Below are 13,815 nucleotides of genomic sequence, written 5' to 3' on the forward strand. Positions count from 1 at the left end.
CCGCGTCACGCCCAGCGCGAGGCGTGCGCCGGCAGGACGTGCAGGCGCCCGTTCTCCAGCATCAGGCGCGGGTGCTCGAAACGGCGGATCAGCGCCTCGTTGTGCGAGGCGATGACCACGGTGGTGCCCAGTTTGTGAAGCTCCTCGAACAGGTAGAGCAGGCGCATGCCGATGCCGTCGTCGACGTTGCCGGTCGGCTCGTCGGCCAGCAGCAGGCGCGGGCGGTTGATGACCGCGCGGGCGATGGCGACGCGCTGCTGCTGCCCGCCCGACAGGGTGGAGGGCAGGGAGTTCAGATGGTTGCCCAGCCCCACCCAGCGCAGGATCTCCGTGCAGTGCTCCACCACGTCGGACTCGCGCGCGCCGCCCATGCGCAGCGGCAGGGCGACATTGTCGAGCGCCGAGAGATGGTCGAGCAGGGCGAAGTCCTGGAACACCACGCCGATCTGGCGGCGCAGCGCCGGCAGGTCGGCGCGCTTGACCCGCGCCATGTCCTTGCCGAACAGGGTGACCAGCCCGCGCGATGGGCGGAGCGCCAGATACATCAGTTTGAGCAGCGACGACTTGCCGGCCCCGCTCGCCCCCGTCATGAAGTGGAACGAGCCGGGCGGCAGGGTGAAGCTGATGTCGCGCAGCACCTCCGGTCCGGTGCCATAACGCAGTCCCACATTCTCGAAACGGATCACGGTCCCACCAAAGGCGCAACGGAAGGCCCCGGCGGCGTCCCGCCGGGTGCGCGGATGGACAATGCACCGGCAGGGGCCGGCGCGTCCACCACCGTCCGTCCCGTCCCGCCGATCATCCGGTTTGGGACGCGGTCCGGGGCGGCCGCGCGCACGGCCCGTGCGTTCCTTGCTTCACACCCCACGACTACCTATAAGGACAGTCTGCAAATTCGGTGACAACGATCGGCATCTATGATCATCACCTGCCCGGCCTGCGACACACGGTACACCCTTGCCGATTCGGCGGTCGGTCCGCAGGGCCGGAAGGTGCGTTGCGCCCAATGCGGCCACATGTGGTGGCAGTCGCCGCAGGATGAAGCCGCCTTTCCTCCCGACGCGGTGACCGAGTTCCACCCGGTCCCGCCACCATCCTCCAAGACATCGTCCTCCAAGACGAAGACTCCGGCCAAAACCCCGGCGGAACCGGGCGCGCGGCGCCGCGCCCTGATCGGCTGGGGGAGCTTCCTGGCGGTTCTGCTGGCCATCGGCGCCGCCGGCTACTTCGGCCGCGCCACCGTGGTGCGGCTGTGGCCTCCGGCCGCGCTGTTCTACGAGACGGTCGGCCTGCCGGTGGAACCGCCGGGCACCGGCCTCCAGCTTCAGAACGTCCGCTCGGAGCAGAAGGCCGAGGACGGCAAGGCGGCCCTGCTGGTGGAGGGGCAGATCGTCAACGTCTCCGAGACGCTGCGCACGGTGCCGGTTCTGCGGGTCACCGCTCTGGGCGCCGACCGACAGCCGTTGCGGAACTGGACCGTCGAGCCGGTGCCGCCGCAGATCCTTCCCGGTGAGATCGCCACCTTCCGCGATGTCCAGGCGGACGCCGCCGGGGTGCTGGAGGTCATGATCACCTTCGACGGCGGCCGCTGAGGGGCGCGCCGCGCGCAGGTCCGTTACGGCGCGTAGCCCCGGATGATCAGGGACACGGCGCCGTCGACGATCCGGGTCAGCTGCTCCTCGGTCGGGCGTTCGGACAGGCACAGCATGAAGCGCAGATGCGTGTGCGACTTGACGAGGCCGACGAACTGCTCCGCCGCGAGCTGCGGGTCGGGGATGCGCAGCAGGCCGCGGCGGTCGAGGTCGGTCATGAAGGCGCTGATGTGCTCCATGGTGCGGGCCGGGCCCGCCTCGTAGAAGGCGCTCGCCAGCTCGGGGAAGCGGTGGGCCTCGCCGACGACCACGCGGTAGCCGGCCAGCGCCTGCGGCGACAGGATCAGCGTGACGAAATGGCGGGCGATCAGGCGCAGACCGTCGGCCATGTCGAGCGCGCGGGCCTCCTCGCAGACGGCGGCCATCGCCTGCCCCTTGCATTCGCGGGCGACCATGACGCGGAACAGCTCGTCCTTGCTGCCGAAATGGGCGTAGAGGGTCGCCTTTGACACGTTGGCCGTCTTGGCGATGGCGTCCATGCTGACGGCGCCGTAGCCATGGTCCAGGAACAGCTTTCCGGCGGCCTCCAGGATCTGCGCGGGCTTCGATCCTGCCTCCGGGGTGGGGGCGACCAGCGTGCTCATGCGTTCCTCATGTCCTGAAGCCGGGTGTCCTGCAGCCGGGTGTCCTGAAACCGGCCCTGCGTCCTGTTCTACCACGGTGCCGGCGGTGCTTGCGGGACTTCGTGCGCCGAGTCCCCGCTGCCGTAACGCGTTCCGCATTCAACCACAATCCCAAACGTTAAAACTAGACCGTTCAGTTCACTCTTGACAACAGGTAGGCCCGCGATCATTTTTCCGCAAGACTAAACTGAACGGTTCAGTTCCGGTGGGGCGGCGGGCAAGCCGGTCCAGGCCAGGAACGAATCGAAACGGGTGGGCTGGATTGCGATGGTCAAGGCCGTGCGGAAGATCGTTCTGTCGGGTGTGGCGGTGGCGGCGCTGGCTGGTGGCGGCTATGCCGGCTGGGAGTGGTGGACCGAGGGCCGCTTCTTCGAGTCGACCGACAACGCCTATGTCCACAGCGACATCACGGTGGTGAGCCCCAAGGTCTCCGCCTATGTGCGGGACGTCCGGGTGGCGGAGAACCAGCAGGTGGCCGCGGGCGACGTCCTGGCGGTCCTCGACGACCAGGACTTCCGCGCCAAGGTCGCGGAGGCCGAGGCCAACGTCGCCGCGCAGAAGGCGGCGCTCGGCACCATCGACAGCAAGCTGCAGCTCCAGAAGGCGATCATCGATCAGGCCGCCGCCTCGGTCGCCAGCGCCGAGGCCGAGCAGCGCCGCGCCCAGCAGGATTTCGACCGCACCCGCGCGCTCGCCAGCGACAGCTGGGCCAGCCGCCAGAAGTTCGAGACGGCCGACGCCGACCTGCGCAAGGCGGCGGCTGAGACCGCCCGCAGCCGCGCCGCGCTGGTCGCGGAGCAGGATCAGGTCGGCGTGCTGAACGCCAGCCGCAGCGAGACCGACGCCCGGCTGCGCCAGGCGGAGGCCGCCCTGCAGACCGCGCGCAACGATCTGAACAACACGGTCATCCGCGCCCCGGTGGACGGGGTGGTCGGCAACCGCGGCGTCCAGGTCGGCCAGTACGCGCGCCCGGGCGTGCAGCTTCTTTCGCTGGTGCCGCTGCCCGACGTCTATGTGGTCGCCAACTTCAAGGAGACGCAGCTCGCCCGCATGCGTCCCGGCCAGCCGGTGACGGTGGAGGTGGACGCCTATCCGGACAAGCATCTGCTCGGCCGGGTGGAGAGCTTCGCCCCGGCGTCGGGCTCGCAGTTCAGCCTGCTGCCGCCGGAGAACGCGACCGGTAACTTCACCAAGATCGTCCAGCGGGTGCCCGTGCGCATCGCCCTGCCGCGCGACAGCGTGCTGTCCGGCCTGCTGCGCCCCGGCCTGTCGGTGGTCGCCGAGGTCGACACCCGCGGCGCCGAGGAGCAGCCGCACAGCGCCGGCACCGTCATGGGCGCGCTGGTCCCCGGCCGCACGGTCGCGTCGAAGTAAGCGCGCCGACCACCGGAAACCGTTTTCTTTCCAACCGATTTCGTCCTGGAGAGGGCGACCATGACCGCCATCACCAACGACGACACGCCCTCTGCCCGCAACGCCAATCCCCCGGCGGACGCGGGCGGCGAGACCGCCGCGTCCCGGCTCCAAACTCCCCCGCCCCCCGCGGGCCGGGGCGCGGCGGCTCCTTCCCCAGCAAGCGCCGGGCCGCGCCCGGTGACCACCCGCGACTGGCTGGGCTTCCTGTCCATGGTCGTCGGCATGTTCATGGCGATCCTGGACATCCAGATCGTCTCCAGCTCCCTGTCGGAGATCCAGGCGGGCCTCGCGGCCAGCGCCGACGAGATCTCGTGGGTGCAGACCTCCTACCTCATCGCCGAGGTGGTGATGATCCCGCTGTCCGGCATGCTGGCGCGGATCCTCTCCACCCGCGTGCTGTTCACCATCGCCGCCGCCGGCTTCACCCTGACCAGCGTCGCCTGCGCCTTCACCTCCAGCATCGAATCGATGATCGTATGGCGGGCGCTCCAGGGCTTCATCGGCGGCGCGATGATCCCGACCGTCTTCGCCACCAGCTTCTCGCTGTTCCCGCCGGAAAAGCGGGCCGGCGTGTCGGTGATGATCGGTCTGGTCGCCACCATGGCGCCGACGCTGGGGCCGACGCTGGGCGGCTGGCTGACCCAGAGCTTCTCCTGGCACTGGCTGTTCCTGGCCAACGTGCTGCCGGGCATCGCCGTGACCTCGCTGGTCTGGACCCTGGTCGACGTGGACAAGCCCAACCCGGCGCTGCGCAAGGGGTTCGACTTCATCGGCCTGGGGCTGATGGCCGCCTTCCTCGGCAGCCTGGAGTTCGTGGTCGAGGAAGGCCCGCGCCAGGACTGGTTCGAGGACGAGTATGTGGCGATCTTCGCCGTGGTCGCCGCGGTGGCCGCCATCGGCTTCTTCTGGCGGGTCCTGACCTACCGCAACCCGATCGTCGAGCTGCGCGCCTTCCTGGACCGCAACTTCGCCATCGGCTCGCTCTACAGCTTCATCATCGGCATCGGGCTCTACGGGGCGGTCTATCTGCAGCCGCTGTTCCTGGCGCGGGTGCGCGGGCTGAACAGTCTGCAGATCGGCACGATCATGTTCGTGACCGGCGCCTTCCAGTTCCTGTCCGCGCCGATCGCCGGCGCGCTGTCGAAGAAGCTCGACCTGCGGGTGATGCTGGCCATGGGGCTGTGCCTGTTCGGGACCGGCGTCTGGCTGAACGCCCACCTGACCAACCAGTCCGGCTTCTGGGAGCTGTTCCTGCCGCAGGCGGTGCGCGGCCTGTCGCTGATGCTGTGCTTCATCCCGGTGAACACCATCGCGCTCGGCACCCTGCCGCCGGAGCAGCTCAAGAACGCGTCGGGCCTCTACAACCTGATGCGCAACCTGGGCGGCGCCATCGGTCTGGCGGCGATCAACACCGTGCTGCTGGAGCGGTCGGCCCTGCACATGAACCGGCTGGGCGACAACCTGAACCTCGCCCGCCCGCTGGTGCAGGAGACGCTGGACGGGCTGGCGGCCAAGTTCGACGGGCTGGTCGCCGACCCGCAGGCCGCCGCCATGAAGACGCTGGCCCGCATGGTCGAGCGCGAGGCGATGGTGCTGACCTTCAACGACTGCCTGCTGCTGATGGCCGGCGTGTTCTTCGCCGGGCTTCTGCTGATGCCGCTGGTGCGGCGTCCGGGCGGCAAGCCGGCGGCGGCGGATCACTGACGCTTCGGCGCCGTCCCATCGCGGCGGTGAAGCGTCCCGGTGACCGGCGCCCGTCTTCGTGCTATAGGGCTGGCCGTCGCGTCGAAGGGTCTCTCCGCCGTCATGAGCAAGCGCCAATACACCCGCGCCGAGGTCAAGGAACTGCTGTCCGCGCTGGAACGCCAGTGCCGGGAGGCGTCGAAGCTCGCCCAACTGGCCGAGCATGAGGCGAGCAAGCACAGCTTCGGCGCCTACCGCGAATTCCGCGACAAGGTGGGCGAGTTCCAGGCGCTGGTGATTCTGATCGAGCAGCGGCTGCGCAACCTCGTGGACACCCGCTCCGACGACCTGCGCGACCAGTTCGAGCGGCTGGACACGGTGATGCTGGCCCTTCTGGTGCGGGCCAGCATGCGCTTCTTCTTCGTGCTGTCGGCCAACCCGATCCTGCCGATGGGCGCCCGCGAGATCTTCGTGGCCGAGTTGCGCAGCCTGCACGACGCCCACGAGAAGCTGAAGCGCCCCAACTACGCCGGCAAACTCGGCGCGGACCTGGAGCGCGACCTGGAGACCGCCTCCCTGATCCTGGAGGAGATCATCGACAAGGCGCCGAGCCTGCTCAACTTCCGCGGCGGCGGTGGAGGGGCGTAACCGGCCTCAGCGCTGGATCAGCGCGCTTTCCTTGCCGGACAGCACGAACACCTTGGCGTAGCTCTTGAGAAGCGCGTCGATCAGGGCGTTGACCTTCGGGCTGGACATGGCGCGCGGCTTGGCCGGATCGACGTGGAGAACGCAGCTGTCCTTCACGTCGTTGAAGGCGGCCAGGGCGTGGATGCGGTCCGGCCGGAACTCGTCGGGGAAATTCTCGTCCATCAGCCAAAAGCATTGGAAGTTCCGGCAGGACTGCGGGCGCTCCTCGTAGACGGTGCAGCCCTTGCCCTGGTCGCAGGACACGCACCATTTGGCCGACGGCTTCTTCAGTTCGGGCACGCCCATCAGCTTGCAGCACAGCGTGCATTCTCCGCAGTTGCGGTCGGCCATAACGCGAGATCCTGATCTGTCCCAATGAAAGAGCGCGGACACTCGCACAAAGGGCGGTGCCGGGGAAAGTGTCCGTTGGATAGGGCCGGGGGTGGGGCCGGATTGGGAGAAGGGATGCCTTACGCCAAGCTGGGAAGGGCCAGCGGTTCCTCCGCCTCGCGGAGCAGCAGCGCCTCGATGGCATCGGCGGGGGCCGGGCGGGCGTAGAGGTAGCCCTGGGCGTACTTGCACATGATGTCGCGCAGGAACTCCGATTCCATCTCGGTCTCCACGCCTTCGGCCACCGCTTCCATGCCCAGGATGGCGGCCAGCGTGGCGATCACCTGCACGATGGCGGCGTTGCCCTCGCCCGACGAGATGGCCTGGACGAAGCTGCGGTCGATCTTCAGGGTGTCCGCCGGGAACTTGTGCAGGTAGGACAGCGACGAATAGCCGGTTCCGAAATCGTCGATGGACAGGCGCACGTCCATGTCGCGGATGCCCTGCATCAGCACCCGGCACTTGGCGGGGTCCTTCATCAGCAGGCTTTCCGTGATCTCCAGCTTCAGGCTGGAGGGCGGCACACCGCTTTCCTGCAGCACCTCGCTGACCAGTCCGATCAGGTCGTCGTCGCTGAACTGGCGGGAGGAGACGTTCACGCTCATGAACAGCGGGGCGGGGCGGGGGAAGCGGGCCTGCCACTGGCCGAGCTGGCGCGCCGCCTCGCGCAGCGCCCAACGGCCCATCGGGACGATCAGGCCCGATTCCTCGGCCAGCGGGATGAATTCGCCCGGCGGGACCAGCCCGCGCTCGGGATGCTTCCAGCGCATCAGCGCCTCGAACCCGGCAATCTGGCCCGAGGACAGGGCGACGATCGGCTGGTAGTAGAGGACGAGCTGGTTCTGCTCCAGCGCCGTGCGCAGGTCGGTCTCCGTGCGCATCTGGGCCATCGCCTGACGGCGCAGGTTGCTGTCGAACACGTCGATGCGCGCCCGCCCGCCCGACTTGGCCCGGTACATGGCGAGGCTGGCGTCGCGCAGCATTTCCTCCGCCCGGTCGTAGCCGGAGACGCTGAGCGCGATGCCGATGGAGGCGGACAGCACCAGCTCATGGCCGTCCAGCGCCAGCGGCCGCGCGACGGCCTCGCCCATGCGCTCCGCCGCGGACAGCGCGTCGCCGACATCGTCGATGCCGTCCAGCAGAACGGCGAACTCGTCCGCGGACAGGCGGGCCAGCGTGTCGCCCATGCGGCGGGTCTCGTCCAGCCGCTCCGCGATGGTCTTCAGCAACCGGTCGCCGACGCTGGAGCCCAGCGCGTCGTTGATCGACTTGAAGCGGTCGAGATCGATGAAGATGACGGCGAAGGCCTTGCCGCCGGCCCGCCGGTTGCGGTCCAGCGCCTGCCCGATGCGGTCCAGCAACAGGGTGCGGTTGGGCAGCCCGGTCATGCCGTCGTGGAAGGCGTCGAACAGGAGCTGCTGCTCCGCCCGCTTCTGGGCGGTGATGTCGGTCATCGAGCCGGCGATCCGCACCGCCCGGCCCGATCCATCGCGAACCGCGAGGCCGCGGACCAGCATCCACAACTCGTCCCCGTCGGCGGCGCGGATGCGGAAGACGTGCTGGAGATGCTCCCGCTCGCCGGTCAGATGCAGGTCGATGGCGGTGCGCAGCCCCGCCAGGTCGTCGGGATGCACACGGCAGAGCCATTCGCCGATGCGGTTGGACAGGCTGTCCCCGGCGAAGCCGAGCATCGCCGCCCAGCGCGGGGAGTAATAGACCTCGTCCGTGTCCAGCCGCCAGTCCCACAGCCCATCGTTGGCCCCGGCGGCGGCCAGCGCGTAGCGCTCCTCGCTTTGCAGCAGGCGTTGCTCGGCGGTCTTGCGGTCGGTGACGTCGGCCTGGCTGCCGACCAGCCGCACCGGGCGGCCCTGCGCGTCCGGCACGGCGATGCCGCGGCAGGCCATCCAGCGGGTGCCGCCGTCGGCGTGGCGCATGCGGTATTCGATCTGGAACACGGTGTCGCCGCCGCCCAGCGCGTCCAGCGTCGCGCGCAGCGACGGGCGGTCGTCGGGATGAACGCGCTCCATCCATTCGTCGGGGCTGCTGCCGACGCTGCCTTCCTCCAGCCCGAGGAGCGACAGCCAGCGCGGCGAGTAATAGACGGTCCCGGCGTCGAGGTCCCAATCCCACAACCCGTCATTGCTGGCCGCGGCGGCCAGCGCGTAGCGTTCCTCGCTCTTGCGGAGCTGGCGTTCGGCGTGCTTGCGGTCGGTGATGTCGGCGACCGACCCGACGAGGCGCACCGGATCGCCCGATTCGTCGGGCACCGCCATGCCGCGGCAGACCAGCCAGCGCCAGCCGGAATCGCCGTCGTCCGGGGTCGACAAGCCGGCTCCGGCGCGGCGGACGCGGTGTTCGATCTGGAAAGGCAGCGAGACGCCGACCATCTGGCCTTCGAAGGAGGCGTAGAGCCAGTCGATGTCGTCGGGGTGGACGCGGTCGAGCCAATCTTCCGGGCGATTGACGTCGCCCGGCGGCAGGTCGAGAAACTCCTTGAAGCGGGGAGACAGGAACATCGTATCGTTGCGAAGGTCCCAGTCCCAGACGCCTTCGGAGCCAGCTTTCTCGGCCAGCAGATATCGCTCGATCGTGCTGCTCAAAGCCCCCTCACCGCCGCGGTGCGCCCGCATTCCGTAACTCGCAACATAGTGCCGGAATGGTGAATGAGAAATGAAGCCCCGTTGCGAAGGATTTGCGTCATGCTGGTGGTGAAGGCGATCGGACCCGCTTTGCGGGTGCGGGGAAGCGCAGCGGGGTGCCATCGGCGAGTCGGGCTCGTCCCGTCACTGTGAGGAAGCGCAAGCATGGAATGGTCCGATCAGGGCGTTGTGCTGTCGGCGCGGCCGCATGGCGAGACCTCGGCGGTCGTCACCCTGCTGACGCGGGACCATGGCCGGCACGCCGGCATGGTCATGGGCGGGCGGTCCAGCCGGACCCGGGCGGCGCTGGAACCCGGCACGCTGGTGTCGGCGCGCTGGCGCGGGCGCCTGCCCGAGCATCTCGGCACTCTGACGCTGGAGGTGGTGCAGGGCTATTCCGCCGTTTTTCTCGATGATCCGTTGCGACTCGCGACCCTGACCGCCGCCTGCGCGCTGGCCGAGGCCGCCCTGCCGGAGCACCAGCCGCACCCGGCGCTGTTCGACGGTCTTCTGGCGCTGTTCGGCCTGCTGGGCGGCGACGCCTGGGCCGAGTCCTACGTGCGGTGGGAGGTCGGGCTGCTCGCCGAGCTTGGATTCGGGCTGGATCTCGACCGTTGCGCGGTCACCGGGGCGAACGACTACCTCGCCTATGTCAGCCCGCGCACCGGGCGCGCGGTGTCGGCCTCGGCCGGGGAGCCCTACCGCGACCGGCTGTTGCCTCTGCCCGGATTTCTGATCGGGCTGGGCGGCGGCGGGCCGCAGGCGGTGGTGGAGGGGCTGCGCCTGACCGGCCATTTCCTGGAGCGCCATCTGCTCAACGGCCCGCTGCCGCCGGCAAGGCTGCGATTAAGAGAACGTTACGAGAACACGGTGGCGCGCGGCCGCTAGATTTGGTATCCACACGCCATGACGTCCCAAGACCCCGTCCTCGACATCCAGGAGAAGCCGCTCCGCGACGCGCTGAGCGAGCGGTATCTGAGCTACGCGCTGTCCACCATCATGGCGCGGTCGCTGCCCGACGTGCGCGATGGGCTGAAGCCGGTGCACCGGCGGCTGCTCTACGCCATGAGCCAACTGCGGCTGGATCCCTCGACGCCGCCGAAGAAGTCGGCCCGCGTGGTCGGCGACGTGATCGGCAAGTTCCACCCGCACGGCGACACCTCCGTCTATGACGCGCTGGTCCGTCTGGCGCAGGACTTCGCGGTGCGCTACCCGCTGGTGGACGGGCAGGGCAACTTCGGCAACATCGACGGCGACAACGCCGCGGCCATGCGCTACACCGAGGCGCGCCTGACCGACGTCGCCAAGGCGCTGCTGGAGGGCATCGACGAGGACGCGGTCGATTTCCGCCCGACCTACGACGGCGACGGGGACGAGCCGGCGGTCCTGCCCGCCAACTTCCCCAACCTGCTGGCCAACGGCTCCAGCGGCATCGCCGTCGGCATGGCGACCAACATTCCGCCGCACAACGCCGCCCAGCTCTGCTCCGCCCTGCGGCTGGTGCTGAAGCACAAGCAGGACTGCGTCAAGGCGGCGCTGGCCGGCAAGGAGAAGCCGGCCCCGACGAAGATCGAGGATCTGGTCACCCTGATCTCCGGCCCCGACTTCCCCACCGGCGGCGTGCTGGTCGAGCCGCGGGCCAACGTGGTCGAGGCCTACCGCACCGGCCGCGGCTCCTTCCGCCTGCGCGCCCGGTGGGAGGTGGAGAAGCTGGGGCAGGGTACTTGGCAGGTCGTCGTCACCGAGATGCCCTATCAGGTGCAGAAGGCCCGGCTGGTCGAGAAGATCGCCGAGCTTCTGACCAACCGGAAGCTGCTGCTTCTGGAGGACGTGCGCGACGAGTCGGCGGAGGACGTGCGCCTCGTCCTGGTGCCGAAGAGCCGCAACGTCGACCCTGAGGTCCTGATGGCCTCGCTGTTCCAGACGACTGATCTGGAAATCCGCTTCGCCATGAACATGAACGTGCTGGACAAGGACAACGTCCCGCGCGTCATGAACCTGTTCGAGGTGCTGGACGCCTTCCTCGACCACCGGATGGAGGTGCTGGAGCGCCGCTCCCGCCACCGGTTGGCCAAGATCGACCATCGGCTGGAGGTTCTGGGCGGCTATCTGATCGCCTATCTGAACCTGGACGAGGTGATCCGCATCATCCGTGAGGAGGACGAGCCCAAGCAGGAGCTGATGCGCGCCTTCTCCCTGACCGAGGTGCAGGCCGAGGCCATCCTCAACATGCGGCTGCGCAACCTGCGCAAGCTGGAGGAGATGGAGATCCAGCGCGAGAACGACGCGCTGACCGCCGAGAGGGCCGGCCTGACCGAGCTGCTGGCGGACGAGAGCCTGCGCTGGAAGACCATCGGCAAGGAGACGGAGGAGACGCGCAAGCGTTTCGGCGAGGACCGCCGCACCCAGGTTGCCGAGGCCACAGCCGTCATCGACATCCCCGTCGACGCCATGGTGGAGCGCGAGCCGCTGACCGTGCTGTGCTCGCAGAAGGGCTGGATCCGCGCGGTGCGCGGCCATCTGACCGATGCCGAGCGCCTCGACGTCAAATACAAGGAAGGCGACAAGGAGGGCTTCTGGGTCCATTGCGAGACCACCGACAAGCTCCTCGTCTTCGGCACCAACGGCAAGTTCTACACGCTGTCCGCCGACAAGCTGCCGCGCGGGCGCGGCTTCGGCGAGCCGGTGCGGCTGATGATCGATCTCGGCAACGAGGCGGACATCATCACCCTGTTCAGGCATCAGCCCGACCGTCGCCTGCTGGTGGCGTCGGAGGACGGGCGCGGCTTCCAAGTCGAAGAGAACGAGGTCGTCGCCCAGACCCGGTCCGGCAAGCAGATCCTCAACCCCGACGACAACAAGGACGCCAAGATCTGCATCCCGGCGGAGGGCGACCATGTCGCCGTCATCGGCAACAACCGCCTGCTTCTGGTCTTCCCGCTGGAGCAGGTGCCGGTGATGGCCCGCGGCAAGGGCGTGCAGCTCCAGAAGTACAAGGACGGCAGCCTGTCCGATCTCAAGGTCTTCGCCATCGCCGAGGGGCTGAGCTGGAAGCACGGCGAGCGGCAGTTCAACGTCACCAACCTGACCGGCTGGCTGGGCAACCGTGCCGGCGTGGGCAAGATGCCGCCCAACGGCTTCCCCAAGGTCAACCGGTTCACCTGAACCTCTATTACCTAACGTTGCACGCAAACGGGGGGCTTTCGGCCCCCCGTTTCACTTTTGGCGGAATTTCCGACGGAAAGTTCTCGAATTGGTAGGGTTCAGCCATGCTCGGACTTGAACTCTGACCCGCGATTCCGGCATAGTGATCGTACCAAAACGAACTTGGTGCCGCCGACCGAAGTGGTGCCCCGAAAGGGGCGTCAGGGGCCGGAGGAACACCGGGCGACAGGGAGGCACGCGCATGGTCACCACAGATCCGTGTGAAGGCACAGCGATGGTACGGGGGCCCATCGGCCCCGGCAGTCCCGGTCCGTGACCCGCACGGTGACGTCGATCCGGCGTTGCCAGACAACTTCCTCAAAAACAACAGCCTTTCGGTTCGCACGCCGCGCTCCCTTCGTGGGGGCGGGAACGGCGGTGTGCGCCCGCGCCGGGACGAGAGGACCCAAGGAGACCGCCATGAAACGCCGTACCTTCATCACCAGCGCCGGTGTCGGTGTCGCCGCCAGCACGCTGGCCGCGCCCGCCATCGCGCAGAGCAACCCCGAGATCAAGTGGCGCTGCGCGTCGAGCTTTCCCAAGAGCCTGGACACCATCTACGGCGGGGCCGAGAGGGTGGCCAAGCGCGTCGCCGAGATGACCGAAGGCAAGTTCCAGATCCGCACCTTCGCCAGCGGCGAGATCGTCCCCGGCCTGCAGGTGCTGGACGCCGTGAAGGACGGCACCGTGGAGTGCGGCCACACCGTCTCCTACTATTACGTCGGCAAGGACCCGACCTTCGCCTTCGACGCGGCGATGCCCTTCGGCCTGAACGCCCGCCAGCAGAACGCCTGGATGACCCACGGCGGCGGCATGGAGCTGATGCGCGAGTTCTTCAAGGGCTACAACATCGTCCAGTTCGCGGCGGGCAACACCGGCACCCAGATGGGCGGCTGGTTCCGCAACGAGTTGAAGACGGTGGAGGACCTGAAGGGCCTGAAGTTCCGCATCGGCGGCTACGCCGGCACCATCCTGCAGCGGCTGGGCGTGGTGCCGCAGCAGATCGCCGGCGGCGACATCTATCCGGCGCTGGAGAAGGGCACGATCGACGCGGCGGAGTGGGTCGGCCCCTACGACGACGAGAAGCTCGGCTTCAACAAGGTCGCCAAATACTACTACTACCCCGGCTGGTGGGAAGGCGGGCCGCAGGTGTCCTTCCTCGTCAGCCTGCCGCAGTGGGAGCAGCTTCCCAAACATTACCAGGCGGTCCTCGAAGCGGCCTGCGCCGACGCGACCGCCGACATGGTCGGCAAGTACGACGTGGTGAACATGCACGCGCTGAAGCGTCTGGTCGGCGCCGGCACCGTGCTGAAGCCCTACCCGCGCGACATCCTGCAGGCCTGCTACCAGGCGACCTTCGACGTCTACGAGGAGGAGGCCGCGAAGAACGAGAAGTTCCGCAAGGTCTACGAGCAGTGGCGGAAGTTCCGCGACGAGGAATACCTGTGGTTCCGCGTCGCCGAGAACACCTTCGACAACTTCGTCTACTCGGCTCCGACGCCGAAGAAGAAGTCCTAAGGA

11 protein-coding genes are annotated in these 13,815 nt (G+C 68.3%); 7 read left to right on the forward strand and 4 right to left on the reverse strand.

What is annotated here, in order from left to right; translation table 11 throughout:
• Window positions 1–5: 5 nt before the first annotated feature.
• Entirely contained in the window at window positions 6–686 is a 681-nt protein-coding gene (gene ftsE, locus D3869_RS21385) for a cell division ATP-binding protein FtsE (RefSeq protein WP_109070314.1), read from the reverse strand.
• A 231-nt stretch (window positions 687–917) separates the two neighbouring features.
• Here ftsE and D3869_RS21390 point away from each other — a divergent pair, with 231 nt between their 5' ends.
• Complete coding sequence (locus D3869_RS21390; protein ID WP_137141813.1) at window positions 918–1,592, forward strand: zinc-ribbon domain-containing protein; 675 nt, start codon at window positions 918–920, stop codon at window positions 1,590–1,592.
• A gap of 23 nt (window positions 1,593–1,615) precedes the next feature.
• On the opposite strand, the gene D3869_RS21395 is transcribed toward D3869_RS21390, so the two are convergent.
• The gene (locus tag D3869_RS21395; RefSeq protein WP_014198285.1) at window positions 1,616–2,236 is read right to left on the reverse strand and encodes a TetR/AcrR family transcriptional regulator; all 621 of its coding nucleotides are present in this window, start codon (window positions 2,234–2,236) and stop codon (window positions 1,616–1,618) included.
• Window positions 2,237–2,554: 318 nt separating this feature from the next.
• Here D3869_RS21395 and D3869_RS21400 point away from each other — a divergent pair, with 318 nt between their 5' ends.
• The 3 genes from D3869_RS21400 (at window position 2,555) to D3869_RS21410 (ending at window position 6,022) form a co-directional block, all read left to right on the forward strand.
• Window positions 2,555–3,649, forward strand: coding sequence for an HlyD family secretion protein (locus tag D3869_RS21400; RefSeq protein ID WP_349017883.1), 1,095 nt, complete (start codon window positions 2,555–2,557; stop codon window positions 3,647–3,649).
• Window positions 3,650–3,709: 60 nt separating this feature from the next.
• Complete coding sequence (locus D3869_RS21405) at window positions 3,710–5,395, forward strand: DHA2 family efflux MFS transporter permease subunit (RefSeq protein ID WP_137141814.1); 1,686 nt, start codon at window positions 3,710–3,712, stop codon at window positions 5,393–5,395.
• 102 nt (window positions 5,396–5,497) lie between these two features.
• Window positions 5,498–6,022: a hypothetical protein gene (locus tag D3869_RS21410; protein WP_137105486.1), complete on the forward strand. Its 525-nt coding sequence runs from the start codon at window positions 5,498–5,500 to the stop codon at window positions 6,020–6,022.
• A 6-nt stretch (window positions 6,023–6,028) separates the two neighbouring features.
• Here D3869_RS21410 and D3869_RS21415 read toward each other — a convergent pair whose 3' ends face one another.
• The gene (locus tag D3869_RS21415; protein WP_014198290.1) at window positions 6,029–6,412 is read right to left on the reverse strand and encodes a hypothetical protein; all 384 of its coding nucleotides are present in this window, start codon (window positions 6,410–6,412) and stop codon (window positions 6,029–6,031) included.
• 119 nt (window positions 6,413–6,531) lie between these two features.
• Window positions 6,532–9,051: a sensor domain-containing protein gene (locus D3869_RS21420; RefSeq protein ID WP_137141815.1), complete on the reverse strand. Its 2,520-nt coding sequence runs from the start codon at window positions 9,049–9,051 to the stop codon at window positions 6,532–6,534.
• A gap of 204 nt (window positions 9,052–9,255) precedes the next feature.
• Here D3869_RS21420 and recO point away from each other — a divergent pair, with 204 nt between their 5' ends.
• The 3 genes from recO (at window position 9,256) to D3869_RS21435 (ending at window position 13,812) form a co-directional block, all read left to right on the forward strand.
• Window positions 9,256–9,978 carry a DNA repair protein RecO gene (recO, locus tag D3869_RS21425; protein ID WP_137141816.1) on the forward strand — a complete coding sequence of 241 codons (723 nt, stop codon included), beginning with the start codon at window positions 9,256–9,258 and terminating at the stop codon, window positions 9,976–9,978.
• Window positions 9,979–9,996: 18 nt separating this feature from the next.
• Window positions 9,997–12,255: a DNA topoisomerase IV subunit A gene (gene parC / locus D3869_RS21430; RefSeq protein WP_137141817.1), complete on the forward strand. Its 2,259-nt coding sequence runs from the start codon at window positions 9,997–9,999 to the stop codon at window positions 12,253–12,255.
• A gap of 459 nt (window positions 12,256–12,714) precedes the next feature.
• Window positions 12,715–13,812 (forward strand): TRAP transporter substrate-binding protein, encoded by a 1,098-nt coding sequence (locus tag D3869_RS21435; protein ID WP_137141818.1) that lies wholly within the window; start codon window positions 12,715–12,717, stop codon window positions 13,810–13,812.
• The last annotated feature ends 3 nt before the right edge of the window (window positions 13,813–13,815 follow it).

This window comes from Azospirillum brasilense (genome assembly GCF_005222205.1).
GTDB lineage: Bacteria > Pseudomonadota > Alphaproteobacteria > Azospirillales > Azospirillaceae > Azospirillum > Azospirillum brasilense_G.

Coding starts and splice junctions, on each gene's coding strand:
- D3869_RS21390 (WP_137141813.1), top strand. CDS start 918: ATGATCATCACCTGCCCGGCCTGCGACACACGGTACACCCTTGCCGAT.
- D3869_RS21395 (WP_014198285.1), bottom strand. CDS start 2,236: ATGAGCACGCTGGTCGCCCCCACCCCGGAGGCAGGATCGAAGCCCGCG.
- D3869_RS21405 (WP_137141814.1), top strand. CDS start 3,710: ATGACCGCCATCACCAACGACGACACGCCCTCTGCCCGCAACGCCAAT.
- D3869_RS21410 (WP_137105486.1), top strand. CDS start 5,498: ATGAGCAAGCGCCAATACACCCGCGCCGAGGTCAAGGAACTGCTGTCC.
- D3869_RS21415 (WP_014198290.1), bottom strand. CDS start 6,412: ATGGCCGACCGCAACTGCGGAGAATGCACGCTGTGCTGCAAGCTGATG.
- recO (WP_137141816.1), top strand. CDS start 9,256: ATGGAATGGTCCGATCAGGGCGTTGTGCTGTCGGCGCGGCCGCATGGC.
- parC (WP_137141817.1), top strand. CDS start 9,997: ATGACGTCCCAAGACCCCGTCCTCGACATCCAGGAGAAGCCGCTCCGC.
- D3869_RS21435 (WP_137141818.1), top strand. CDS start 12,715: ATGAAACGCCGTACCTTCATCACCAGCGCCGGTGTCGGTGTCGCCGCC.